The following is a 26,193-nucleotide window of genomic DNA, read 5'->3' on the forward strand; positions in this document are numbered from 1 at the left end:
AAATGAAATTTTCCTTTGCTGATCTTAAAATAAATCTTTTTAGCTTATTAGTTTGCCTGGCCTCAACATTTATGTTTGGCCAGCAAACCAAATTAGAAACTTTTAAGCTTCAGGATGTCAGCCTAGAAGAAGGTCCTTTTCGCAATGCGATGCTGGTTGATTTAGATTATATCTTAGAATTAAATCCCGATAAACTTTTAGCACCTTTTTTACGTGAAGCCGGGTTGCAGCCAAAGGCAGAAAGTTATACCAATTGGGAAAATTCAGGCTTAGATGGTCATATTGGGGGGCATTATCTTACTGCCCTGGCCCAGATGCAGGCTTCAGCGGGAAGTGAAAAAGCCGATTCGTTGCTTACCTATAGTTTAAATGAATTAGAAAGAGCGCAGCAAGCTAATGCTAACGGATACATAGGTGGCGTTCCCGGAAGTAAAGAATTATGGAGTCAAATTTCTAAAGGCAAAATTGATGCTGCAAGTTTTAGCTTAAATGGAAAATGGGTGCCTCTATATAACATTCATAAAACCTACGCAGGGCTTCGGGATGCTTATCAAATTGCCGGAAAATCTAAGGCCAAAGATATGTTGATCAGTTTTTCTGACTGGATGCTGCAGGTCACCAGCGGGCTTTCAGAAGAACAAATTCAGGAGTTATTAGTTTCCGAACACGGTGGTTTAAATGAAGTTTTTGCAAATGTGGCCAAAATCACCGGTGAAGAAAAATACCTGGAATTGGCCTATAAATTTTCACATCAAAAACTGCTTAAACCATTAGCCTCGAATAATGATATTCTAAATGGAATGCATGCCAACACGCAGATTTCTAAAGTAATTGGTTTTGAGACAATTGCTGGTTTAGATGACAACGAAGATTATCATACTGCTGCGACTTATTTCTGGGATAACGTGGTCAATAAACGCTCGGTAGCCATTGGAGGAAATAGTGTTAGGGAGCATTTTCATCCTACTACAGATTTTTCTGAAATGATTTCCAGCGAGCAGGGGCCAGAAACCTGTAACACCTATAATATGTTAAGGTTAAGTGAGAAATTATTTCTTACTAATCCAGATGAAAAATATATAGATTATTATGAGGAAGCATTATACAATCATATTCTTTCTTCCCAGCATCCAGAAAAAGGAGGTTTTGTATATTTTACTCCAATGCGTCCCGGCCATTACCGGGTTTACTCCCAGCCGGAAACGAGTTTTTGGTGCTGTGTAGGCTCCGGAATTGAAAATCACGGAAAGTATAACCAGTTTATTTATACCCATTCTGAAAACGAGTTGTATGTAAATCTTTTTATTCCTTCTACCTTAAAATGGGAAAAACAAAATGTAGAAATACTCCAGCAAACTGATTTCCCAAAAGAAGAAACCACGAATCTTAGTATTAAGACTAAGGAGCCGAAAAATTTTATTCTTCATCTGAGGTATCCTTCCTGGGTAAAAAAAGGTCAGTTTAAAATATTTATAAATGAAGAATCTTTTGCAGTAAATCAGGATCCGGGTTCTTATGTAAGCATTAACCGAACCTGGGAAAACGGGGATAAAATAAGAGTTGAATTACCTATGCACATTACAGCTGAAAAACTTCCCGATGGTTCAGACTATGCTGCGTTAAAGTATGGACCAATTGTTTTGGGAACAAAAACCGGGAAGGAAGATCAAAAAGGAGTTTTTGCCGATGACAGTCGGGGTGGTCATATTGCAGATGGTACTCAAATTCCAATCTCTCAAATGCCTGTATTTTTATCTGAAAATCTAGAAGATCTGGTGAAAAAAGTCAAAAAGAATCCGGGTGAAAATCTAATTTTTTCAGTAGCCGATGGTATTTATCCTGAAAAGTTTAAGGAACAGGAATTTATTCCTTTTTATAATATCCACGAGTCCAGATATGCCATTTATCTTCCACTGGGAACGAAAGAAAGTTATCATAAAAAACAAAAAGATTTAAAGGAAAAGGAAATCGTTGAGCGGGAACTGGAAGCAAATACCATAGACCGAGTAGTTCCCGGTGAACAGCAACCGGAGTCAGATCATTTTATTCAAAGTAAAGATTCTAATACCGGCGTTCATCAAGATCGGCATTGGCGTGATGCTACGGGATGGTTTAGCTACGATTTAAAAGATACGGAGAATAATGCCAAAAAACTTCAAATTACTTACTACGGAAAAGATGCAAATAGGGAATTCAGTATTTATATAAATGATAAAGTTCTGGTTGAAGAAAATTTTAATGGTGAAAAAGGCGACCAATTTTTTTCTAAAGAATATAAACTGCCAAACAATTTAGAATATAATGAAGAGGAAAAAATCACCATACGTTTTGAAGCCAAATCGGGATCCAGAACAGCAGGTATTTATAATATAAGATTATTAAAAGAATAGCAATAAAAAAGATTTAAATAGCATACCAAGAATGAAGAATTACGTTATAGGCCTGGATTATGGAACTGACTCAGTAAGAGCAGTACTTGTAGATACAGGGAGTGGAGAAGAACTGGCCACTGATACATTTTATTATCCGCAGTGGCGTGATAAGAAATATTGTAATGCGGCAATCAACCAATTTCGGCAACATCCGGCAGATCATATTGAAGGCTTAGAAAAAACAATAAAAGGTGTTTTAGCAAAAACCAGTGTTGATGGTTCTGCAGTAAAAGGAATTTGTATTGATACTACCGGTTCTTCACCAATTGCTGTTACAAAGGAAGGTACTCCGCTGGCTTTTGAAGAAGGTTTGAAGGAGAACCCAAACGCAATGATGGTACTTTGGAAAGACCACACCGCCATTAACGAGGCCAATGAAATAAACGAATTGGCCAGGACCTGGGGCGGGGAAGATTTTACCAAATACGAAGGTGGAATTTATTCTTCTGAATGGTTTTGGGCAAAAATTGCGCATGTTATTCGTGAAGATGAAGCCGTGAAAAACGCCGCCTATTCCTGGATGGAGCATTGCGATCTATTGACGTTTATGCTTATTGCAAATCAGGATTTAGCTTCTTTTAAACGAAGCCGTTGCGCTGCAGGTCACAAAGCGATGTGGCATGAAAGCTGGGGCGGGCTTCCTCCTAAAGATTTTCTAAATAAACTGGATCCTTATTTAGGTGAATTACGGGAAAGGCTATACACCGAGACCTATACTTCAGATGAAGTTGCCGGAAATTTAAGTGCAGTCTGGGCCGAAAAGCTTGGACTTTCTACCGATTGTGTAGTCGCGGTTGGAACCTTCGATGCCCATTCCGGGGCGGTTGGTGCAAAAATAGATAAGCATACCTTAGTTCGCGTTATGGGAACTTCTACCTGTGATATTATCGTTTCAGAACAGGAAAATGTTGGAGATAAAACCGTTCGCGGAATCTGCGGACAGGTAGATGGATCGGTAATTCCTAAAATGATCGGCCTGGAAGCCGGACAATCAGCTTTTGGCGATGCTCTCGCCTGGTTTAAAGATGTGCTAAACTGGCCTTTGGAGAATTTGGTTTTCAATTCAGCTATTATTTCCGAAGAACAAAAAGTAAAACTTAGAGATGAAATTGATAAAGATTTCATTAAAAAACTTTCTGAAGCAGCCGAAGAAATTCCGCTTTCAGAAAGTATTCCTATTGCTTTAGACTGGATAAACGGGAGAAGAACTCCAGATGCTAACCAAGAGTTAAAAAGTGCGATTACCAAACTTTCACTGGGTTCAAAAGCACCTCATATTTTTAAAGCGCTTATCAATGCCATTTGCTTTGGTTCCAAACAAATTGTAGATCGTTTTGAAGAAGAAGGAGTAAAAATAAATAGCGTAATTGGTATTGGGGGAGTAGCAAGAAAATCGCCCTTTATTATGCAAACCCTAGCCAACGTTTTAAATATGCCCATAAAAGTTGCTTCTTCAGATGAAGCTCCTGCTCTTGGTGCTGCAGTTTATGCAGCCGTTGCTGCGGGGCTTTATCCAAATGTAATCGAGGCCAGTAAAAAACTGGGCAGTGATTTTGAAGCCGAATATCATCCTGAACCGGAAGCTTTGGAAACTTACGCCGGTTTAATGGAAGAATATAAAGAATTGGGCGCTTTTGTTGAAAATAATATTAACCGAAAATCTACCGTGAATGAGCTCTAAATATAAAGCACTAAAACAGGAATGTTACGAGGCCAATATGGAACTTGATGCCTTAAACCTGGTGATCTATACTTTCGGAAATGTAAGTGCCGTAGATCGTGAAAAAAAGGTTTTTGCAATTAAGCCAAGTGGCGTTCCCTATGAAGAATTAAAACCGGAAGACATTGTAATCCTGGATTTTGATAATACTGTGATTGAAGGTGAAATGCGGCCTTCTTCTGATACCAAAACCCACGCTTTTCTTTATAAAAACTGGGAAAACATTGGTGGGATAGCCCATACTCACGCTACATATTCTGTAGCATGGGCACAGGCGCAATTAGATATTCCTATTTTTGGAACTACACACGCCGATCATCTTACCGCCGATATTCCCTGCGCACCGCCAATGCGTGATGAACTAATAGAAGGGAATTACGAACATAATACCGGGATCCAGATTTTAGATTGTTTTAAAGATAAAAACCTTTCTTATGAAGAAGTACCTATGGTGTTAATTGGTAATCACGGTCCCTTTACCTGGGGAAAAGACGCCGCCAAAGCTGTGTACAATAGTAAGGTGTTGGAAGAGGTGGCAAAAATGGCATTGCTTACCAAACAAATTAATCCGGAAGCACCAAGAATGAAGGATTCCTTAATCAAAAAACATTACGAACGTAAACACGGCAAAAATGCCTATTACGGCCAAAATTAATATCTACCCTAATAATCACCTCACAGGCTTTAAAAACCTGTGGGGTTTTTTAAAAAACTAAATAATTCTGAATTCAAATGATAAATATAGAAGCAAAAGAAATATGGTTCGTCACCGGGAGCCAGCATTTATACGGCGATGAAACCTTAAACCAGGTTGCCGCCGATTCAAAGGCAATTGTAAACGGACTTAACGAGTCGAAACATCTTCCGCTGAAAATAGTATGGAAAGACACGGTAAAGACCGCAGATGAGATCACTGATATTTGTCAGGACGCCAATGCCAATAAAAATTGTATTGGAATCGTAGCCTGGATGCATACTTTTTCGCCTGCCAAAATGTGGATTAAGGGGCTAAGCTTACTTAAAAAGCCTCTTTGCCATTTACATACGCAATTTAATGCTGAAATTCCGTGGGGTAAAATTGATATGGATTATATGAATCTTCATCAGTCAGCGCACGGAGACAGGGAATTTGGTTTTATGATGAGCAGAATGCGTAAAAAGCGTAAAGTAATTGTTGGTCACTGGAAAACAGATCGCGTTCAGCAAAAACTTGGGATTTGGTCTCGAGTGGTTTTAGGTTGGGACGAACTGCAGCATCTAAAAGTAGCGCGTATTGGAGATAATATGCGCAATGTAGCCGTTACCGAAGGTGATAAAGTTGCTGCGGAAATGAAATTTGGAATGGCCGTAAACGGTTATGATTCTTCAGAAGTTGTAGCGCATATCGATAAAATTTCAGAAGAAAAAATAAATGAATTACTGAAGAAATATGAAGCTGATTATAACTTAAGCCAGGACCTGAAAGAGGGTGGTTCACAAAGAGATTCTTTGGTGGACGCCGCTAAAATTGAATTAGGATTAAGATCATTTTTAGACGAAGGTGGTTTCAAAGCTTTTACCGATACTTTTGAAAACCTTGGAAAGCTGAAACAACTTCCGGGTATTGCCGTACAACGGCTAATGGCAGATGGTTACGGTTTTGGCGCAGAAGGCGATTGGAAAACCGCAGCGCTTTTACGTGCTATGAAAGTTATGGCTGTTGGATTAGAAGAAGGGACTTCTTTTATGGAAGATTATACCTATCATTTCACCCCACAAAAATCTTATGTTTTAGGCTCGCATATGTTGGAAATTTGTCCTTCAATTGCTGATGCTAAGCCAACCTGTGAAGTTCATCCGCTTGGAATTGGTGGAAAAGAAGACCCCGTTAGATTGGTTTTCAACGCTCCAAAGGGCGATGCTTTAAATGCATCGTTAATAGATATGGGCAATAGGTTTAGGTTAATTGTAAACGAAGTGGAAGCGGTAGCGCCGGAAGCCGATTTACCAAATTTACCGGTAGCGCGTGTGCTTTGGGATGCAAAACCCAATCTTGAAGTTGCCGCTACTTCCTGGATTTTAGCCGGGGGAGCACATCACACGGTGTATACACAGGCATTAACCACTGAGTTTTTGGAAGATTTTGGCGATATAGCCGGGATTGAATTACTGGTTATTGATGACAAAACCAGTATTAGGGAATTTAAAGATAAAATAAACGCTAATGAGGCGTATTACCATATGTTTCAACACGGAATGTAATTTCTAACCTAACGCATCTAATTATGAAAATTTCAAAAAATAATCTTTTCGGCTTCGGGATAGTTTTTCTGTCCTTGTTTTTTATTCAGTGTAAAAATAGCGACAAGGAAGCTGAAACTAAAGAAAATGAAATGAATACCGAAAAAAGCCAAAAAACGGAAATGCAAAAAGAAGACTACGGTACCACATCTGATGGTGAAAAAGTAGCGCAATATACGCTCACCAATGAAAATGGAATGGAAGTAAAAATCATCACTTATGGTGGTAGAATTACTTCTTTAAAAGCTCCCAATAAGAACGACGAATTTGAGAATGTGGTTTTAGGATTTGATTCTTTAGAGCAATACACCAAGGACAATCCGTTTTTTGGAGCTTTAATTGGCCGTTTTGGAAATCGCATTGCAAATGGAAAATTCACCTTAGACGGAGAAGAGTATACCCTGGCTCAAAATGACGGGCAAAATCATCTGCATGGTGGTGAAAAAGGTTTTGATAAAGTGGTTTGGACTGTTGATGATGCCAGTGCAAATTCTCTTAGCCTTTCTTATATAAGTGAAGATATGGAAGAAGGTTATCCTGGAACCCTGAAAACTACGGTGGTTTACACTTTAACTGAGGATAACGCCCTGGAAGTAGATTATAATGCTACAACCGATAAGAAAACAGTATTGAATTTAACCCAGCACGCTTATTTTAACCTTTCAGGAGATTTTTCTGAAACTATTTTAGATCATAAAATTGAAATAAATGCTGATGAATTTTTACCGGTAAACGAAACTTTGATCCCAACAGGAGAATTAAAGGATGTGGCAGGAACTCCTTTTGATTTTCGCGAAGCGAAAACCGTGGAACAGCATATTGAAGGAAAAAATGAACAACTGGAACGTGGCCAGGGTTACGATCATTGCTGGGTGTTAAATGAGCAGGATAGTGGAATGCGCTTTGCAGCTTCCGCTTATCACGAGGAAAGTGGTAGAATGCTGGAGGTTCACACCAATGAGCCGGGAATTCAGTTTTATTCTGGGAATTTTCTAGACGGGACACTTCCCCAGGCAGATGGCGAGGGAAACTACGGTCATAGAAGTGGCTTTTGTCTTGAAACGCAACATTACCCAGATTCTCCAAATCAGGAAGGTTTTCCTTCTGTAGTATTGGAGCCGGGAGAGACTTATTCTTCAAAAACCAGTTTTAAATTTTCAGTAAAATAAGTTATGAAAGCATTAGATATTTATGACTGGATTGCGATTAGCCTGTACTTTTTGGTGTTAGCAGGAATTGCCTTTTGGGTAATAAGAAAAAAACAGTCTAATACCGAAGATTATTTTCTTGCTGGGAGAAATGTGGGTTGGTTTGTTGTTGGAGCTTCTATTTTTGCATCCAATATTGGGTCAGAACACGTTGTTGGCCTTGCCGGTGCCGGTGCGGGGAATAAGCTGCCAATGCTTATTTATGAAATACAGGCCTGGGTAGTGCTTATTCTTGGCTGGGTATTTTTACCATTTTACGCCAGGAGTGGTGTTTTTACAATGCCCGAATTTCTCGAAAAACGATTTGATGCCAGGTCAAGATGGGTGTTATCTGTATTTTCTATAATCGCCTATGTACTTACAAAAATTTCGGTAACTATTTATGCGGGAGGTATTGTGGTTTCTGCTTTACTCGGAATCAATTTCTGGACCGGAGCACTTTCTACGGTAATCTTAACCGGTATTTATACCGTTTTAGGCGGAATGCGGGCAGTTGTTTATACGGAAACCCTGCAAGCTATTATTCTTGTGCTTGGTGCTGCCGCCCTTACGTTTATCGGCTTAGATGAAGTAGGAGGTTGGGCAAGTATGAAAGAAACCGTAACGCCCGAATATCTTAATATGTGGCGCTCTGCTTCAGATCCCGATTTTCCCTGGCCATCACTTTTAATTACCAGTACAATTGTTGGTATTTGGTATTGGTGTACAGACCAGTATATTGTACAACGTGCACTTACTGCAAAAAATATTAAAGAAGGAAGACGAGGAACTATTTTTGGCGCTTTACTAAAATTACTTCCGGTATTCTTATTCTTAATTCCTGGTATTATCGCCCTTACGCTTAAGATGCGTGGAGAATTACATTGGGATAGCCCAGATGAAGCTTTTCCTGTTTTGATGAGTAACTTATTACCTTCAGGATTACGCGGACTTGTAGCTGCCGGATTACTTGCTGCATTAATGAGTTCTTTAGCTTCAGTTTTTAATTCTTGTTCTACATTATTTACGGTAGATATTTATAAAAAATTGAGACCAAATACCCCGGAGAAAAAACTGGTGAGAACCGGGCAAATCGCAACTGTGATTATCGTGATCATCGGAATTATTTGGATCCCGATTATGGCGAATATTTCCGGAGTTTTATATGAATATTTACAGAAAGTACAATCATATATCGCACCTCCAATTACCGCTGTATTCTTACTGGGTATTTTCTATAAGCGTATAAACGCACAGGGTGCTTTTGTGACTTTAGTAGTTGGATTTATTGTAGGAGCTCTCAGGATTATCCTGGAATTATTTAAAGATTCATTAGATCCAGACGGGTTCTTATTCCTGGTAGGAGATATTAACTTTTTAACTTTCGCGGCCTGGTTCTTCCTTTTCTGTGTAGTGCTAATTACCGTGGTAAGTTTCTTAACCAGTATTCCTTCAAAAATTAAAACCGATAATCTTACGTTCCAGACAATTTCTGAAGAAGAAAAGAAAAACAACAAAAACAGCTATAACTGGGTTGATATTGTAGTTTCTATTCTTGTAGTATTATTGGTTATTGGAGTGATGATTTTCTTTAACGGAAGATAACTGCTGAGTAAATAGTAGGCCTAAAATGGAACTTATATAGATATATTAAAATCGACCAGGTTGAGCAGGAAGTATTGGAGATGCGATTAATAATAAGTGAACCTTAAAATGTGAATTATATTTTTTTGAATAACTAACTTTAAAACTAATTTATTATGTCTAACACACCAATTAACTTAGCAAAGTCTGCCATTTGGTCGATTTTATTCCTCGTTGCTGCATCGGGAATGGCGCAAGACGGAACAATCTACCCTCTTGAAACTCCTCAAGAACCTAATGCTATTCCGTTAGAAACAGGTGGGGTTGAAGATCAACCCGCTTCAGAAACCTGGTTTCGCCAGTGGGGAGATCCCATGGCGAGAAATATAACCAAAGCGACTCTTACCCCATTTCTGCCCGATCCTGAAAAAGCCAACGGAACAACTGTAATTGTAGCTCCCGGTGGGGGCTTTAGGTGGCTTTCTTTAGGTAATGAAGGTTGGGAAGTTGCCGAAGCGCTTGCAGAACAGGGAATCACCGCTTTTGTACTAAAATATCGCTTACACCCAACTCCTAAATCTCTGGATGATTTTAGGGCGTCCATGGAAAGACCAGCCACTCCTCCAGCTGAATCTTCAGATGACACGCCGGAAACGCGCCTGGAAAGACCGCGTTCTAACCTTTCTAACCAACTCGAAGATGCCGAGGCTGCTTATGCTATGATCGTTGAGCGGGCTGAAGAATGGGGAGTTGATACAAACAATATAGGTATGATGGGATTTTCGGCCGGTGCCGGTCTTACCATGCATTCAACACTTAATTCCAAAACCATGGATCTGGCATTTATCGCTCCAATTTATGGAGGTTTAAATGAAGTAGAAGTTCCAGAAGATGCTCCTCCTATGTTCAACGTTATTGCTGCCGATGATTTTCTCTTCTACGGAGAATTTGGTTTAATCGAGTCCTGGCATAAGGCCGGAAAACCGGTGGAGTTTCATCTTTATCAAAATGGAGGCCATGGCTTCGGACTTGGAAATCCAGACCGTACCAGTAACCGCTGGTTTGATGCTTTTATTCACTGGTTGAAGGTTAATAAATTTCTTGTATCCAATACTGAAGAATAATGTGAGGTTTTTTTTGTGTAATTTTAAATGCTTGAAGACCTTTTCTTAACCAATTCTGGAGAAGAAAAAAAGTTATAAAACAACTATAACCGGGATGAAACTGTAGCTTTTGTCCCGGTAATTGTTTTTCTAAAAATCAGAAAATATTTTAAAACTAACTCTTATTAAACCAGCTTTTTAAACTTAAATTATGAAAATACCACAGGAATTTCAGATCACAAACTTGCTTCATCAACAACACTACCTTAGTAATGGGGAGTTGATTAAATGGAATGGCCAGACAGATGAGGTTTATTCCACTATTTCTTCCATAGAGAATTACAAACCAACTTTACTGGGTACTATTCCGCATATGGATAAAGATTCTGCGCTAGAAGTTTTAGATTCAGCTTGTAAAGCTTATGCAAAAGGGCAGGGCGATTGGCCTACTATGAAGGTTTCAGAGCGAATTTCCTGTATGCAGAATTTTGTGGCCGAAATGCAAACTAACCGGGAAGAAGTTGTAAAATATTTAATGTGGGAAATTGGTAAATCGCTCCCCGATTCTCGCAAAGAATTTGACCGCACAGTTGAATATATTAATGATACTATTGAAGATTATAAACAATTAGATCGTGATAGTGCGAAATTCTTTAAACGCGATGGTATTCACGCGCATATTCGCCGTGGTCCACTTGGCGTGGTTTTATGTTTAGGACCGTATAACTATCCTTTAAATGAAACTTTTGCCTTGTTAATTCCCGCCCTTATTATGGGAAATACCGTAATTTTTAAACCGGCAAAAAATGGAGTTCTACTTATTTCTCCACTTCTTGAAGCATTCAAAAACAGTTTTCCACCTGGTGTGGTAAATGTAATTTATGGTCGTGGCAGGGAAGTAGCAGCACCTATAATGGCGGCAGGAAAAATTGATGTGTTAGCGCTTATTGGAAATAGTAAATCGGCTATCGCATTGCAGGATCAGCACCCATATAAAAACCGATTACGACTGGTTTTAGGTTTGGAAGCGAAAAATCCGGCCATTATTTTACCAGATGCCGACTTAGATCTGGCTATAGAAGAATGTATTTCGGGGTCTTTATCCTTTAACGGGCAACGATGTACCGCGCTTAAAATTATTTATGTTCACGAAGATATCAGGGAGGAATTTAATAAGCGTTTTGCTAAAAAAGTAGATGCATTAAAATTCGGAAATCCCTGGGAAGATGGCGTAAAACTTACTCCTTTGCCTGAAGCCGATAAACCCGATTATATTAAAGAATTAATTGATGATGCCAGGGAAAAAGGTGCTGAAATCTTAAATGAAAAGGGCGGTGAAATTTCAGAAAATTATATCTATCCGGCAGTTCTTTTCCCGGTAAGCAAAAAAATGCGGGTTTACCAGGAAGAACAATTTGGTCCCGTGGTACCAATTAAACCTTTTACAGATATTCAGGAGATTTTAGATGAAATGGCTGATTCCAGCTATGGCCAGCAAGTTAGTTTATTTGGTAAGGATATTCAGGAAATCGCTCCGCTTATAGATACACTGGTAAATTTAGTGTGCCGGGTAAATCTTAATAGTTCCTGCCAGCGTGGGCCAGATGTTTTTCCTTTTACTGGAAGAAAAGATTCCGCGGTAAGTACGCTAAGTGTTCACGATGCCTTAAGATCTTTCTCAATTAGGACTTTTGTAGCTTCAAAAGATAATGATTACAATAATGAGATCTTACAGGAATTATTAAACTCAAAAACTTCCAATTTTGTAAGTACAGATTATATCTTGTAGTGAGGTTTTTGTAAATTGAAAGAAGAAAAAAATTATATGAATTATAGAAAATTAGGAAAAACAGGTTTTGAAATTTCAGAGATTTCCCTCGGAACCTGGCAAATAGGTGGAAAGTGGGGATCCGGTTTTAGTGATAAAACTGCTGAGAAAACCATTAATACCGCCATAGATAAAGGAATTAATTTTATTGATACGGCCGATGTTTACGAAGCCGGTTTAAGCGAAAAAGCTGTAGGCCGCGTGGTTAGATCCAGGTCTGAGCGTGTTTTTGTGGCTACCAAATGTGGAAGACAAATCAACCCGCATACGGCACAGAATTATACGCCTGAAGCACTGACCGCTTATGTAGAAGAAAGTCTTAAAAGAACCGGTTTTGAAGCGCTAGATCTAATCCAGTTGCACTGTCCACCCACCGATGTATATTATCGCCCCGAGATCTTTGAAACCTTTCAAAAATTAAAAGATCAGGGTAAAATATTGCATTTTGGTGTTAGTGTTGAAAAAGTTGAAGAAGCTTTAAAAGCGATTGAATATGATAATGTAGAAACCGTTCAAATTATATTTAATTTATTCAGGCAGCGACCTTCAGAGCTTTTCTTTGAACGAGCTAAAAAGAAGGATATCGGGATTATAGCCCGTGTGCCCCTTGCCAGCGGATTGTTAACCGGAAAGTTTGATAAAGATGCCAGTTTTGATAAAGAAGATCACCGGAATTTTAATCGAAATGGAGAAGCTTTCGATAAAGGAGAAACCTTTTCAGGAATAGACTTCGATCGCGGTCTAAAAGCCGTCGAAGAGCTTAAAAAGTTGTTCCCGGAAGTTCAAAATTTAGCTCCAATAGCTTTACAGTGGATTTTAAAATTCCCGGAAGTTAGTTGTACCATTCCCGGGGCTTCCAAAGAAGAACAATTGCTTTCAAATTTATCAATATATGATAGACCTGAACTTAGCAACGACAAAATTAAAGAAATGAATAAAATTTATGATGAATATCTAAAACAGGAAGTACATCACAGGTGGTAATTTTATTCCTGCAAAGTTTCTAAAACTTTATAGATTTATTTAGAATTTGGAAGGCCAGGGCTGAGGGTTCGTCAAGCTGAACTTGTTTCAGCTTCTAACTTGAAATAATTCTATGAAGCTTAGATTCTGAAATAAATTCAGAATGACGATAAATAACCTTGGAGAAAAGATTTCTACATAAATTTTGCCTTAAAATATAGCAGATTAAATTGCTTTTAAAAGCCTTTCTTTATCTTTAGAGAAAGGCTTTTTTATGGAAACTATGAAATTAAATTTGTTATCGTTTGTAATCCTCGGATTAGGATTTATTTCCTGTAGCTCACAAAAGAATTTGATTAAAGATGGGCAAAAACCCCAGCTTATTTCAAACGAGTTTGAGTTTACTGAGGGGCCAGCTTCAGATGCTGAGGGGAATGTATATTTTACCGATCAGCCGAACAACAGAATCCATAAATGGTCTGTAGAAGATGGTGCTGTTTCGGTTTTTATGGAAAATTCGGGCCGGGCAAACGGACTTTATTTTGATGATGCGGGAAATCTTCTAGCCGCTGCTGATAAAAATTCTGAAATATGGAAAATTAATCCTGAACAAGAGGTTGAAGTTTTAGTTGATTCTTACCAGGGAAATTGGTTAAACGGTCCCAATGATTTATGGATTGGTCCGGATGGCGGACTTTACTTTACAGATCCTTATTATCAGAGGGATTACTGGGAACGTACCGAAAAGGAAATTGAAGAGGAGCGCGTTTATTATGTGAATCCGCAGGGCGAAATAAATATTGTAGTGGATGATCTGGTACAACCTAACGGAATTATTGGAACTCCTGATGGGAAAACCTTGTACATCGCCGATATAGGTGCTAATAAAACCTATTCTTATAAAATTAATCCTGATGGAAGCCTTTCAGATAAAAAACTTTTCACTGAATTAGGTTCAGATGGAATGACGATAGATAATAAGGGTAATATTTATCTTACCGGTAAGGGCGTGACAGTTTTCGATAAATCTGGAAATAAAATTCAGCATATTCCAATAGATAAAGATTGGACAGCCAATGTGACTTTTGGTGGTAAAGACCAACAAACCCTTTTTATCACTGCTCAACAGGCTCTTTACAGCCTGGAGATGAATGTAAAAGGGGTTCGCTGGTAATTTTGAGACGTGGATTTTTAAACTTTTGGGAGTTTCCAGCCGTTATGATAATTAGCTCTTACCAACGCATCTGCCTCAGCATCTTCGAATGATCCAGATTCAGCATTCCAGTACAGTTTTTTTCCGGTTTTATAGGCGATATTCCCCATATGAGCGGTTATTGCGGCAATACTTCCGGTTTCTACGCCGCAGGTGAGTTTTGAACTATCGTTTACTCGAATAGCTGATACAAAATTTTCGGCGTGATTTTCTAACGCATTTCCTTGTGGAGTAATTAGATCTATTCTTTTAGTTTTGGTCACCCATTCATCATTTTTATTTTCTCCTTCAGGAATAACTTCCCAACCATCACGGTTTACTACTAAGGTGCCGTTATTTCCAATAAAAGCTATACCCTCGGTTCTTCCGTAGTTTCCGCCATCTATACCCGTGGCGTGCTCCCATAAGAGGTTAAAATCTTCAAATTCATAGACGGTTTGGAGAGTGTCCGGGGTTTCAGAAGCATCATTAGGATAAGCAAATTTTCCGCCTGAAGCTAAAATTGATTTTGGTGCTTTTGCTCCCATAGCATAAAGTGCGATGTCTATCTCGTGGACGCCCCAATCGGTCATTAAGCCACCGGCGTAATCCCAAAACCATCTAAAATTAAAATGAAATCTATTTTCGTTAAACGGCCTATCTGGCGCGGGGCCTAACCACATCTGGTAATCTACACCATCCGGTGGAGTAGAATTGGGTTTAACCGGAACCGGATTCATCCAACCCTGGTAAGCCCAGCATTTAACTAATCGAATTTGCCCAAGTTCACCCGATTGCACATATTTTATGGCATCGTCATAATGTTTTCCGCTTCGTTGCCATTGGCCAACCTGAACCATTTTATTATACTTCCTGCCTGCATCAAGCATTACGTTACATTCTTCAATACTGTTAGCCAGAGGTTTTTCTACATATACGTGTTTATCAGCCTGCAGGGCATCTACCATATTTAAACAATGCCAATGGTCTGGCGTGCCTATAATTACCGCATCAATATCTTTGTTTTCTAACATTTTACGATAATCTTTATACTGTGTTGGTGCCTTGCCGCTTATTTCTTTTATCTGGGCAGATCTTTCATCTAAAACACGCTGGTCTATATCTGCCAGGGCTATACAATTTATATTAGGTAATTTTAAATGTGCCTGTATATTGGCCCAGCCCATACCTTTGCAACCAATTACCCCAAAATTAACCGTATCATTTGCTGAAAAAATAGAAATAGGATTTGCTAAAAGTGATCCAGATAAACTTAAACCGGCTGTGGCCAATGCCGTTTGTTGCAAAAATTTTCGTCTTGGGAGGTTGCTCATCTTGTTTTTAGTTAAATGGTTTTACACTGATGAATATACTATTTTTTAATTGGCTGGAATCAGGTTTTTAAAGCTGAAAATCTTCTTCAATTTTGTTTATTTAGCAGTTTTGCTCTCTGGTGGGCCTAAATAAGATTCTCCTATTTCTCCTTTTCTAATAATTATTTTCTGAAGCGCAATTCCAGAATCTATAGCCCAAATTTTCAACGTATGATTTCCTTTTTCTTCTAGATTTAATTCTGAAGTTACCCTGGTAATATTATTCCCTACCGAAGTACCCCAATCATCTTTAGTATCCTGATGCAAATTAATAATCTGCGGTTCTTTATCGTCAATAGAATACGCAAATCTTAACCCTCCCTTATTATGAAAATCGAGTGTAGGAGAAAGCAGGAATTCTATTTTCATATTTCCTGTGCTTAAATTATGAAAATCATATGCCAGGTATGGATTATTTTCTGACCATTCTCCGTGGGTTGGGGTTTTAGCAAAAGCAGTCATTGTTGAGCGTGTTTTTCCTAAATTCGGCACTAAAGTCCATCCTTTTTCGATATTGCCTTTTTCGCTATAGTTGGCAGCTTCTATAGCAATATAATTGTTGCTTTCTACAAAACCTTTTATGTTTCCAGGACTGATGTTATGGATTGGAACTTCAATTTTAACTGATTTTCTGCCCTGCTGAATACTAAAATTTCCTGTAGATTTTCCCTTTGGAACTTTGTTCCAATCAATACTAACTGAAATTCTCTTTTGATCTGAAACTGAACCAGATTCTTCTGAAACCTGAATCCATTTATCGTTTTTCTTTACTTTAAAATCGAAAGTTCCTTTTCCTTTATTAAAGATTTCAACATAATATTTTTGATCTGCTACAAAAGTAAATTCTGGCAGTCTTGCCGTTTCATTTGAAGCGGGCCAGGATTCTTTAGAACCTTCAATTGCAACACCCATTTCAGGTTTTTTAGCAACTTCAATGGTTTTAACCTCTGGCATAACCTGTTCTTCGGGTTGTTGCCAGTAAGTATAGCCAATATGATTTTGCGACATCATATGGTTCCATTTGCCATCGGCGATATTGTGATATTCTTCAGTTAATGCTGAATCTATGTTATATAATTCTTTTACTTTTTCAGCATAAGAATTTGCTATAGCACGACCTTGTTCTGCATACAATTGGTTTTTGGCGGTGTCCACATACAATTCATTTAAATTGGCCGATGCTTTTACCGGAAACAAAACCAATTGAAAATAGGCGTCTTTATATTCGGCAGGAAGTCTCTTGTATATTTCTTCTGCTTTTTTAACTAATTTATTATAATCTTTTACTACGTTTTCCGCTTCATTATAATGGATTAAACTATAAGTCTCCGGACTCAGCATTTCAGGTTTTCTGCGACTATTATACTTAGTGTATGTATCTAAGATTTCACCAATTTCCGAAGCATATTCCTCGCCGAATTGCTTTTTGGCCCAATCTTTCGAATAATCTTTAAGATCATTAGCATCTATAGCTTCCGGATCCCAGGCAAAATCTAAAAAGAAACTAATTGGAAATTCCATTGGTTTTAAATCGCCTACGTTTACCACCCATAATTCGGTAGCGTCGTATTGATACGCAAGATTCATTTGTTCCCAAACCCGCTCAATTTGCGTGGTATTTAGCCATTTATAATTCCGCGGCCCACCTACATAATCAAAATGATAGTAAATTCCGTAGCCGCCTTCCCGGGGTTCATCTTCCGGGTCTGGTAATTTTCGTATGTTTCCCCAATTATCATCAGCAAGGAGTAAAGTAACATCATCGGGAACGCGCATTCCCTGGTCGTAATAATCCTGGACTTCTTTATACAAAGCCCAAACCTGCGGGGTTTCACTTGCCGGTTTCCCGGTAACTTCTTCAATAATTTGGCGCTGATCTGCGACAATAGTTTCCAGTAATTCTATAGCGGTGCCCTCGGTCATTGGTTCGTCCCCGTCACCACGCATTCCTATGGTTACGAGATTTTCGTAATTCTGGTTTCTTTCAAAACCGTCTCTCCAAAAGTCGCGTAAACCTTCAGCATTAGTTTGGTAATCCCATTCACCGTTCCCGTAATTTTCCCGATGCGTGCCCCATTCTTTTTGCGCCCTAACCATAGGCTCGTGATGAGATGTTCCCATTACAATCCCATATTTATCGGCTAAGACCGGATTTTTAGGATCGTCTTCATTAAAAGCTTTTCCCCACATGGCAGGCCATAAATAATTTCCTTTTAAACGCAGAATAAGTTTAAAAACCTGTTCATACATTTTGCTATTTATGCCACCAAATTTTTCCCGGGCCCAATTTCCAAGTCCAGGTTCTTCATCATTTATAAAAATTCCGCGGTATTTAACTTTTGGGGTTCCCGATGTATAGCTTCCTGGTTTTACATATAATTGCTCTACTTTTTTAACCGGAACATCTGCCCACCAGTGCCACGGAGAAACTCCCATTTTTTCTGAAAGATCAAACATTCCAAAAATAGTTCCTCGTTTATCGCTGCCAGCAATTACCAAAGCTTTTTCTACTCCCGGCGATGGATTTTCAACCACTTCAATTAAGAAGTTTTCCCATTTTCCTTCTATTTCAGAAACGTCCAACTTAGCGCTGGTAATTAACTCATCAATCAATTTACTTTTTCCAATAGTTCCAATAATTACCGGGTACTTTCCATTGATTTCTTCTGAATAAATTTCAGGCTCATTGCCGGTTACTATTTTGAAATCTGTTTGTAGATCTTCAGCAACTAAATGAACTCCCTCGTGATCTTCTGAGTCTAAAAATAGCCTTACAGAATTTAATGGAAAAGCCTTTTCAACCTTCTCAAAACTTACATAATCCTTTTGCGCAAAAGCAATTTGGAGAAAGCCGAAACAAAGAAAAAGAGAGCAAACTTTTTGCAAATTGATAATTGATGGTTTTGGCATTTTTAAGGAGTTTTGGTTTCGGGTTGGGTTTCAAATTCAACCACTTTTTCGTATGCTTTTTTACGTTCAAAATTTTCATCGAATAAAAGCGGATAATTCTTTCGTCCCGCAACAGGGTAGGTGTCTAGCCACGAATATCTGTCTGAAATATTCCAGAAAGTCACCCCGGTAATTACGTCTTTGTAATCTCTAAAAACCCTAAAAAACATATCGTAAACTTCAATTTGTTTTTGTTCCAGTTCTGGAGTAAATTCATCTGATTCACCTTCTTTAAGTTCGCGGCGTTCCTTTTCCCAGGGATAAAGTGAAACATCAAGTTCGGTAATTTGAATTTCCAGGCCCAATGCTGAATACAAATCCAGGGCTTCTCTTAATTCTTCTTCTGAAGGGCCGTGAATTGACCAGTGCGCCTGGATTCCCACACCATCAATTGGGGCATCATTCTCCTGAAGATATTTTAATAATTCAATAATGCGGTCTCGTTTTTCAGGAATAATGGCGTTATAATCGTTGTAAAATAATTTTACATCAGAATCAGCTTCTCCTGCATATTCAAAGGCTTTTACCAGGAAATCTTTTCCGGCAATTTTAAGCCATTCTGATTCTCGATATACTTTCGTAGAATCATCTGCCACGGCTTCGTTTACAACATCCCAGGCATAAATAATATCAGAATAACGTGGAACAACAGAATCTATATGATTTTTCATTCGCTTAAGCAATTCCTCCTTGCTTACTTTGCCACCATTTTCATTTTCAAAGATCCAACCGCCCGTTTGTTGATGCCAAACCAGAGCGTGCCCTCTCATTTTTAAATTGTTTTCTTTTGCAAATTCGGCGAGTAGATCGGCGTCTTCCCAATAGAATTTATCTTTTTCGGGATGAATAGGTCCCATTTTCATCACATTTTCTGGCGTGATACTGTTGTATTCCTTTTTGATCAATTCAGCCGATTTTCCTTTGACAGAATTTGGGGCAACCGCCACTCCCATTGGGAAATAATCTTCATAATAATCTTTTAGTCCCATTTCTGAAGAATCTTCTGTTTGAGCCTTAACTTCTTTTTCTTCAGAATCGGTATTGGACTTGCAGGCGGTACATGCTGCAGCAAACGCAAGAATAAAAAACGATTTTTGAAATATTTTTAGTGAATTCATAGTAATTATTTAAATGATTCCTGTAATCCTAATTCGAGTCCGCGCAGTTCAGCAAGACCTTTTAATCTGCCTATAAAAGAATAACCCGCATAATAATTTTTATTAGCTTCTAAAGTATGCAGGTAGCCGTGATCCGGGCGCATTGGGATACTTTGATTCCTTTTTTGCATTGTTTTTATAATGCGTTTCACCACTTCTAACATTGGAACATCACCATCCAGATGGTTAGATTCCATAAATACTCCGGTTACTTTCTTTTTTACATTTCTGAGGTGTAAAAAATGAATTCTTTCTTCAAATTCATCGTAAATCTCAAGAAGATCGTGAGCAGGATTTGCACCTAAAGACCCGGTGCAATAACAGAGTCCGTTGGATTTACTTTTTACGTTTTCAAAGATAAATTTCAGGTCTTCGTGGTTGCTCACTACACGTGGCAAGCCTAATACCGAAAACGGCGGATCGTCTGGATGAATAGCGAGGTTTACATTGCTTTCTTCAGCTGTTGGGGTAACTTTAGATAAAAATTTAACGAGGTTTTTGCGTAATTTTTCATCGTTAATATGTGAATATGATTCCAGGAGATCTTTAATAATTTCGGCTGTAAAATTTTCGGTACTTCCCGGTAATCCTAAAAGAATACTTTTAAAAAGTTCATCTTTTTCTTCAGAAGAAAGATTGTCACCTACTTTTTTGGCTGCAGTAATTTGCTCTTCGGTATAATCTTTTTCTGCATTTTTTCTTTTCAGTAGAAATAAGTCGAAATAGGCAAATTTTAAAGGATCGAATTTTAAAACTGCAGCACCTTCTTCATTTTCATGAAAATGATCTGTGCGAACCCAATCCAGAATTGGCATAAAATTATAAGCGACAACGCGAATACCGCATTTGCCAATATTTTGAAGGCTTACTTTATAATTTTCTATGTATTCTTTATAGTTTCCCGATTCTTTTTTTATGTCTTCATGCACCGGCAGGCTTTCTATCGCGCTCCATTCCAGGCCGTGGCTTTCTATGAGATTTTTTCTTTCCAGAATAGCTTCTTTGGTCCAAATCTCACCTACGGGAATTTCGTGTAAAGCGGTAACTATTCCAGTTATACCGGCCTGTTTTAAATCTTTTAGCGATAGTACATCGTTAGGGCCGTACCATCGCATGGTTTGTTGCATTGCAATCATCCTAAAATCCTATTGAATTTCCACCGTCTACCGGTAGAATTGTTCCTGTAACAAATGATGATTCATTAGTAGCAAAATAGTAAACTGCATCAGCAATATCTGAAGGTTGCCCTAATTTACCCATTGGCGTTCTGGATAAAACCTTATTTTTTCTTTCAGGATCGTTGTTTAAAGCTTTTCGAGACATATTAGTCTCAATAAAACCGGGCGCCACCGCGTTTACACGAATTCCAAATTGCGCTAAATCTACAGCCATAGCACGCGTCATCCCATCAACTGCAGTTTTACTGGCAGAATAAGCAATAACTTTAGGAATACCATATTGGGCAGCCATCGAGCTAATATTGATGATACTACCCGAGTTTTGCTTCTTCATTATTTTTACCACTTCCCGACTAATTGCGAAAAGTCCCAAAACATTAGTGTGTAAAATATTCTGAAATTCTTCATTGGTTACTTCCAGGAATTCTTTTTTCATATTAATCCCGGCATTATTAACCAGAATATCAATACTTTCGGCTTCCTGCCCAATCTTTTCTATCGCTGCGGGAATTTGATCTAAATTATTAAGATCCAGAATAAAGGGTATGGCGTTTTCGCCTAATTCTTTACAGGCCTCTTCGGTCTTTTCTTTATTTCTTCCGTTTACGTAAGTTTTAATTCCTTTTTCACAGAATTTTTTGGCTGTTGCAAAACCTAGTCCAGCGTTTGCTCCCGTTACGATTGCTGTTAATTGTTTGGTCATTTTTATAAATTTTTGTGTTACCAGGAAGGATTTATACCTGGTGCATATGGACGTTCTATTGATTTATAATATTCTAAGTTATGTTCTGGTTCAGGTACTCCGGCAGGTAACTCCATTTCAGAGAATTTCTGAAAATAGCTCAGGCATGCATCTTGCCACCATTTTGCTTCTTTTAACTGAATTTCCAGTAACATGGAGGTTTTTTTAAATTCTGTTTCATTTACATATTGTTCCATTTTTTTCCAGGTAGCCTGCATTTCTTCAACCTGTTCTACACCTTTTTGATAATGTAGAGCCATATTATCCCAAAGCGTTTTACCATTATCCATTTTGTAGTCCCAGGGAAGATGATGAAACCACAGTAAGTATTTTTCAGGCGTGGTTTCAGGATTGCTATATTTTTCTTCAATAGGTTTAGCGTATTGGGCAAGTGCATTACTGCCAAAACTGGTTCTATCAAACCCTATCCCATTTTTATCAGCTTTATGATAATATACGGGGTTCCATTCTGGCCGGCCAAGATCGTCTACCCATGGCCCCGGACCGTAATGGTGACTGGTGGCCATAATATGGTGTAGTCCCAAAGGTGTCATGTAATTTACTACCGCTTCGCGAGATTCTATTAAGAGATCGGTCATAGGTTTTATAAAGTCTTCTTCATTAGAAAAATTTATTTTTAACCATTCTTCTGCGATATCTTTAGAATCCATATAAGGATCCCAGGCCAATCTCCCAAAGCCATACCAGTTTGCCTGCCCAAAGGGGTGTCCTGTCCAGTTCTTTTCAGTACCAATATTGGCAACCCCAGCTATTCCGGTTAATTTTTTATTTGAATTTGTGCCGTCAATTACTTTGGCTACCGTAGAGTTTTCACCATCGGCATAAGTGTCTTCGTCTAAAACTTCCTCAAACAGTTTTGGAAGAAAAACCAGGTGAGAGCTGAAGCCTAAATATTCCTGAGTTATTTGAAATTCCATCATTAAAGGAGTATCTGGCATTGCCCCAAACATTGGGTGGAATGGTTCTCTAGGTTGAAAATCTATAGCACCATTTTTAACCTGTACCAAAACATTATCTGCAAATTTTCCATCATAAGGAATAAACTGGTCGTAAGCTTGTTTTGCGCGATCGTCAGGATCTTCTTCAGAATAAACAAAGGCTCGCCACATTATGATTCCGTTATGGGGAGCAACCGCTTCGGCCAACATATTGGCGCCGTCTACGTGGGTTCTATTATACTGAAAAGGTCCTGGTTGGCCTTCCGAATCAGCTTTAACTAGAAAACCTCCAAAATCGGGGATTTCAGCATATATTTCATCAGCAATGTTTTTCCACCACTGCTTCACATCTTCATTTAAAGGATCGGCAGTATCAAGATCGCCTAATTCAATTGGGGCAGAAAATCTTGCCGTTAGGTAAACCTGGATTCCGTAAGGTCGAAAAACTTTGGCCAGGGCTTTTACTTTTTCAATATAATGAGGGGTTAGAATTAGCGCGTTAGAATTTACATTGGTCAAGACCGTACCGTTAATTCCTATTGCAGCATTAGCTCGGGCGTAATCTTTATATTCGGGTTTTATAAGTTCGGGTAAAAGATACCAATCCCAAATTGAAAAACCGGCGTACCCACGTTCTACCGTGCGGTCTAAATTATCCCAGTGATTTAAAACACGCTTCTGGATTTCCGGTTTTTCTTCAATTTTTAAATCTGAAATATCATTTTTTTGCTGCATTTCGCGAAGCAAGCCGTAAGTTCCATAAAGAAGCGCTATCTCAGAATTTCCACTTACTACAATAGTCTTTCCATTATTAAGAGAAGTGATTTTATAACCTTCTTCTCCCAGGTTTTCAGTATTGACAATGTTTCTTATTGCCGTTGGCAGTTTACTTTGTATTCCAATAATTAATTTTGAATCATTACTGAGTTTTGAATTTTCAAAAGCAAAACCTTCTCGAGCTAGTTGTAACTCTTCCTTTATAGCCTGAATTGTAGAAGAATTACCAATTAATTCCACATTATTTAGAAAAGGTGCATATTTTTTTTCAACACCAGGATCCTGTATTTCTGTATAATCTAACCAGAGTTCATAACCTTTCTGGGCTTGAATATTGACTGCGAAAAGGCATAAAAAGGCCAGGGAAATAAATTTCTTTAAATTCATTATAATATTATCAAACGATTGTGAGCTGAAAATTAGACAAAAAAAGCTTGCCGACAAAATTTTGTATGCAATCGGTTGTGTTTATGATAAATTTATGTTTAATTTGTTAAGACATTTTTAAGAAAAAATCGTTTATTTAATGATTTATAAACTTTAAACTCATAAAATTATGAATTATAAAGTATTGGGAGCCTTTCTGTTGGTTTTTGTTTTCGGAAATCTGGGGTCAATTAATGCCCAGGAGAAAGGCATGGATTATGGTTTTAGGAACGAGTCATTAAGTGTAGATGAAAGAGTTGCTGATTTAATCAATCGATTGACTTTAGAAGAAAAGGCGATGCAAATGATGCACGATAGCCCGGCAATAGAGAGATTAAGTATCTCTAAATATAATTGGTGGAATGAAGCATTGCACGGAATTGGTCGTTCTGGTGTCGCCACGGTTTTTCCTCAGGCTATTGGGATGGGTGCTACTTTTGATGAAGATTTAATTTTTAAAGTTTCTTCGGCAATTTCAGATGAGGCCCGGGGAAATCATAATACCGCCGTTGAAAATGGATATAGAAGACAATACAGCGGACTAACATTTTGGACTCCGAATATTAATATTTTTCGTGATCCGCGGTGGGGAAGAGGACAGGAAACTTACGGGGAAGATCCTTTTCTTACTGCAAAATTGGGGGTGGCATTCGTAAAAGGCCTGCAGGGAGATGATGATAAATACCTTAAGACGGCAGCTGCAGCAAAACATTATGCGGTGCATAGCGGTCCAGAGAAATTAAGGCACGAATTTAATGCAATAGCCTCACAAAAAGATTTATGGGAAACTTACCTGCCAGCTTTTGAAGCTCTTGTAAATGCTGAGGTAGAGACTATTATGTGCGCTTATAATGCTACTAACGGGGAACCTTGTTGTGCAAATGAATATTTACTTACCGATGTGCTACGGGATAAGTGGGGTTTTAAAGGCCATGTGGTAAGCGATTGCTGGGCATTGGAAGATTTTTATGGAGGTCACAATGTTGTGGGAACTCCTGAAGAAGCTGCGGCTCTCGGCATAAAAAGCGGCGTTAACCTTAACTGTGGTAGCGTTTATCCTTCTTTGGTAGAAGCGGTAAATCAAGGCTTGGTGACCGAAAAAGAAATAGACAAGCAACTTGCCATTTTGATGAAAACCAAGTTTAAACTTGGTCTTTTTGATTCCCCTACAAATAATCCTTATTCTAAACTTTCTGCAAAAGATATTAATACAAGGGAGCACAGGGCATTGGCCAGGGAGACTGCCCAAAAGTCTATCGTGATGCTTAAAAATGATGATGTACTTCCTTTGAAAAATGACCTGGCGAAATACTTTATTACCGGGCCAAATGCTACAAGTATTGAGATTTTATTAGGTAATTATCATGGTGTTAATCCTAATTTAGTAACTATTATTGAAGGAATTGCCGGGGCTATAGAACCTCAAAGTCAGTTGCAATACCGGCAGGGGACTTTGTTAGATCGTCCAAATGCTAACCCGCAGGATTGGGCTTCGCCGAATGCTGGAAATAGCGATGCTACTATTGCCGTGTTAGGGATTTCCGGCGTATTAGAAGGTGAAGAAGGGGAGTCTATAGCTTCAGAAACTTTTGGAGATAGGTTGGATTATAATCTTCCTGAAAATCAGCTGGATTATTTACGAAAATTGAATGAAGCTGCCGGCGATAACCCGGTAATTGCTGTAATTACGGGGGGAAGCCCAATGAACCTGGAAGAAGTACACGAACTAGCAGACGCGGTATTAATGGTTTGGTATCCCGGCCAGGAAGGTGGTAATGCGGTTGCAGATATTATTTTTGGAGAGGTTTCTCCATCAGGCAGATTGCCAATTACTTTTCCAAAATCCCTGGACGATTTGCCTCCTTACGAAGATTACACGATGAAAGGAAGAACCTATAAATATATGGATGCAGAACCAATGTATCCTTTTGGTTATGGGTTGAGCTATTCAGATTTTGAATTTTCTGATATAAAATTATCTAAAGAAAAAATTCGAAAAGGGCAAAACCTGGAAGCTAGTTTAGAAGTATCTAATGTGGGAGATCGTGAAGCTGAAGAAGTGGTACAACTGTATGTTTCAGATTTAGAAACTTCTGTAGATGCGCCTAAATATCAACTTTACGGAATTAAAAGAGTAAATTTAAAAGCAGGAAGTTCCAAAGAAATAAAATTTGAAATTACCCCAGAGATGATGGAACTTGTAAACCATGATGGGGAAAGTGTAATCGAAAAAGGAGAATTTAAAATTTATATAGGAAGTTCCAGCCCTTCTGCCAGGAGCCTGGAATTAGGTGCAGCCCAGTTTAAAGAAGCCGTTTTTACCCTAAGATAACAACCGAAAAG

Annotated in this window: 17 protein-coding genes; 11 read left to right on the plus strand and 6 right to left on the minus strand. The window is 38.5% G+C overall.

Features of this window, described 5'->3' with window-relative positions; genetic code table 11:
- Nucleotides 1-2: 2 nt before the first annotated feature.
- The 10 genes from AO058_RS07065 (at nucleotide 3) to AO058_RS07110 (ending at nucleotide 14,271) form a co-directional block, all read left to right on the plus strand.
- Nucleotides 3-2,390, plus strand: a complete 2,388-nt coding sequence (locus AO058_RS07065) for a glycoside hydrolase family 127 protein (RefSeq protein ID WP_075325811.1) — start codon at nucleotides 3-5, stop codon at nucleotides 2,388-2,390.
- A 31-nt stretch (nucleotides 2,391-2,421) separates the two neighbouring features.
- The gene (locus AO058_RS07070) at nucleotides 2,422-4,113 is read left to right on the plus strand and encodes a ribulokinase (RefSeq protein WP_075325812.1); all 1,692 of its coding nucleotides are present in this window, start codon (nucleotides 2,422-2,424) and stop codon (nucleotides 4,111-4,113) included.
- A complete protein-coding gene (locus AO058_RS07075; protein ID WP_075325813.1) occupies nucleotides 4,103-4,807 on the plus strand; it encodes an L-ribulose-5-phosphate 4-epimerase in 705 nt (234 codons plus the stop codon). The genes AO058_RS07070 and AO058_RS07075 overlap by 11 nt, the downstream gene beginning before the upstream one ends.
- A 77-nt stretch (nucleotides 4,808-4,884) precedes the next feature.
- The gene (gene araA, locus AO058_RS07080; RefSeq protein ID WP_075325814.1) at nucleotides 4,885-6,393 is read left to right on the plus strand and encodes an L-arabinose isomerase; all 1,509 of its coding nucleotides are present in this window, start codon (nucleotides 4,885-4,887) and stop codon (nucleotides 6,391-6,393) included.
- Between the two features lie 23 nt (nucleotides 6,394-6,416).
- Nucleotides 6,417-7,601 carry an aldose epimerase family protein gene (locus AO058_RS07085; RefSeq protein ID WP_075325815.1) on the plus strand — a complete coding sequence of 395 codons (1,185 nt, stop codon included), beginning with the start codon at nucleotides 6,417-6,419 and terminating at the stop codon, nucleotides 7,599-7,601.
- A 3-nt stretch (nucleotides 7,602-7,604) separates the two neighbouring features.
- A complete protein-coding gene (locus AO058_RS07090) occupies nucleotides 7,605-9,224 on the plus strand; it encodes a sodium:solute symporter (RefSeq protein ID WP_075325816.1) in 1,620 nt (539 codons plus the stop codon).
- Between the two features lie 155 nt (nucleotides 9,225-9,379).
- Nucleotides 9,380-10,327 carry an alpha/beta hydrolase gene (locus AO058_RS07095; protein ID WP_075325817.1) on the plus strand — a complete coding sequence of 316 codons (948 nt, stop codon included), beginning with the start codon at nucleotides 9,380-9,382 and terminating at the stop codon, nucleotides 10,325-10,327.
- Nucleotides 10,328-10,517: 190 nt separating this feature from the next.
- Nucleotides 10,518-12,095 (plus strand): NADP-dependent glyceraldehyde-3-phosphate dehydrogenase, encoded by a 1,578-nt coding sequence (locus AO058_RS07100; protein WP_075325818.1) that lies wholly within the window; start codon nucleotides 10,518-10,520, stop codon nucleotides 12,093-12,095.
- A 36-nt stretch (nucleotides 12,096-12,131) separates the two neighbouring features.
- Complete coding sequence (locus AO058_RS07105) at nucleotides 12,132-13,118, plus strand: aldo/keto reductase (protein ID WP_075327901.1); 987 nt, start codon at nucleotides 12,132-12,134, stop codon at nucleotides 13,116-13,118.
- Nucleotides 13,119-13,380: 262 nt separating this feature from the next.
- Complete coding sequence (locus AO058_RS07110; RefSeq protein WP_232228898.1) at nucleotides 13,381-14,271, plus strand: SMP-30/gluconolactonase/LRE family protein; 891 nt, start codon at nucleotides 13,381-13,383, stop codon at nucleotides 14,269-14,271.
- Between the two features lie 17 nt (nucleotides 14,272-14,288).
- Here AO058_RS07110 and AO058_RS07115 read toward each other — a convergent pair whose 3' ends face one another.
- The 6 genes from AO058_RS07115 to AO058_RS07140 form a co-directional block, all read right to left on the minus strand.
- Complete coding sequence (locus AO058_RS07115) at nucleotides 14,289-15,623, minus strand: Gfo/Idh/MocA family protein (protein WP_075325820.1); 1,335 nt, start codon at nucleotides 15,621-15,623, stop codon at nucleotides 14,289-14,291.
- Between the two features lie 96 nt (nucleotides 15,624-15,719).
- Nucleotides 15,720-18,572 carry a glycosyl hydrolase 115 family protein gene (locus AO058_RS07120; RefSeq protein ID WP_083634140.1) on the minus strand — a complete coding sequence of 951 codons (2,853 nt, stop codon included), beginning with the start codon at nucleotides 18,570-18,572 and terminating at the stop codon, nucleotides 15,720-15,722.
- A 2-nt stretch (nucleotides 18,573-18,574) separates the two neighbouring features.
- A complete protein-coding gene (locus tag AO058_RS07125; protein ID WP_083634141.1) occupies nucleotides 18,575-19,729 on the minus strand; it encodes an endo-1,4-beta-xylanase in 1,155 nt (384 codons plus the stop codon).
- A gap of 5 nt (nucleotides 19,730-19,734) precedes the next feature.
- Nucleotides 19,735-20,904: a mannonate dehydratase gene (gene uxuA / locus AO058_RS07130; protein WP_075325821.1), complete on the minus strand. Its 1,170-nt coding sequence runs from the start codon at nucleotides 20,902-20,904 to the stop codon at nucleotides 19,735-19,737.
- A gap of 1 nt (nucleotide 20,905) precedes the next feature.
- A complete protein-coding gene (locus AO058_RS07135) occupies nucleotides 20,906-21,649 on the minus strand; it encodes an SDR family NAD(P)-dependent oxidoreductase (protein WP_075325822.1) in 744 nt (247 codons plus the stop codon).
- A gap of 17 nt (nucleotides 21,650-21,666) precedes the next feature.
- Nucleotides 21,667-23,811 (minus strand): alpha-glucuronidase family glycosyl hydrolase, encoded by a 2,145-nt coding sequence (locus AO058_RS07140; protein ID WP_075325823.1) that lies wholly within the window; start codon nucleotides 23,809-23,811, stop codon nucleotides 21,667-21,669.
- Between the two features lie 169 nt (nucleotides 23,812-23,980).
- On the opposite strand from AO058_RS07140, the gene AO058_RS07145 reads away from it, so the two are divergent.
- Nucleotides 23,981-26,182: a glycoside hydrolase family 3 C-terminal domain-containing protein gene (locus AO058_RS07145; protein WP_075325824.1), complete on the plus strand. Its 2,202-nt coding sequence runs from the start codon at nucleotides 23,981-23,983 to the stop codon at nucleotides 26,180-26,182.
- Nucleotides 26,183-26,193 lie beyond the last annotated feature (11 nt).

Source organism: Salegentibacter sp. T436, from assembly GCF_001932675.1.
Lineage (GTDB): Bacteria > Bacteroidota > Bacteroidia > Flavobacteriales > Flavobacteriaceae > Salegentibacter > Salegentibacter agarivorans.

What these genes read in the sequence shown, in the direction of transcription:
- AO058_RS07075 (WP_075325813.1), top strand. Translation starts at nt 4,103, where the DNA reads ATGAGCTCTAAATATAAAGCACTAAAACAGGAATGTTACGAGGCCAAT.
- AO058_RS07100 (WP_075325818.1), top strand. Translation starts at nt 10,518, where the DNA reads ATGAAAATACCACAGGAATTTCAGATCACAAACTTGCTTCATCAACAA.
- AO058_RS07065 (WP_075325811.1), top strand. Translation starts at nt 3, where the DNA reads ATGAAATTTTCCTTTGCTGATCTTAAAATAAATCTTTTTAGCTTATTA.
- AO058_RS07110 (WP_232228898.1), top strand. Translation starts at nt 13,381, where the DNA reads ATGAAATTAAATTTGTTATCGTTTGTAATCCTCGGATTAGGATTTATT.
- AO058_RS07105 (WP_075327901.1), top strand. Translation starts at nt 12,132, where the DNA reads ATGAATTATAGAAAATTAGGAAAAACAGGTTTTGAAATTTCAGAGATT.
- AO058_RS07135 (WP_075325822.1), bottom strand. Translation starts at nt 21,649, where the DNA reads ATGACCAAACAATTAACAGCAATCGTAACGGGAGCAAACGCTGGACTA.
- uxuA (WP_075325821.1), bottom strand. Translation starts at nt 20,904, where the DNA reads ATGATTGCAATGCAACAAACCATGCGATGGTACGGCCCTAACGATGTA.
- AO058_RS07115 (WP_075325820.1), bottom strand. Translation starts at nt 15,623, where the DNA reads ATGAGCAACCTCCCAAGACGAAAATTTTTGCAACAAACGGCATTGGCC.
- AO058_RS07145 (WP_075325824.1), top strand. Translation starts at nt 23,981, where the DNA reads ATGAATTATAAAGTATTGGGAGCCTTTCTGTTGGTTTTTGTTTTCGGA.
- AO058_RS07095 (WP_075325817.1), top strand. Translation starts at nt 9,380, where the DNA reads ATGTCTAACACACCAATTAACTTAGCAAAGTCTGCCATTTGGTCGATT.
- AO058_RS07085 (WP_075325815.1), top strand. Translation starts at nt 6,417, where the DNA reads ATGAAAATTTCAAAAAATAATCTTTTCGGCTTCGGGATAGTTTTTCTG.
- AO058_RS07070 (WP_075325812.1), top strand. Translation starts at nt 2,422, where the DNA reads ATGAAGAATTACGTTATAGGCCTGGATTATGGAACTGACTCAGTAAGA.
- AO058_RS07125 (WP_083634141.1), bottom strand. Translation starts at nt 19,729, where the DNA reads ATGAATTCACTAAAAATATTTCAAAAATCGTTTTTTATTCTTGCGTTT.
- AO058_RS07140 (WP_075325823.1), bottom strand. Translation starts at nt 23,811, where the DNA reads ATGAATTTAAAGAAATTTATTTCCCTGGCCTTTTTATGCCTTTTCGCA.
- araA (WP_075325814.1), top strand. Translation starts at nt 4,885, where the DNA reads ATGATAAATATAGAAGCAAAAGAAATATGGTTCGTCACCGGGAGCCAG.
- AO058_RS07120 (WP_083634140.1), bottom strand. Translation starts at nt 18,572, where the DNA reads ATGCCAAAACCATCAATTATCAATTTGCAAAAAGTTTGCTCTCTTTTT.
- AO058_RS07090 (WP_075325816.1), top strand. Translation starts at nt 7,605, where the DNA reads ATGAAAGCATTAGATATTTATGACTGGATTGCGATTAGCCTGTACTTT.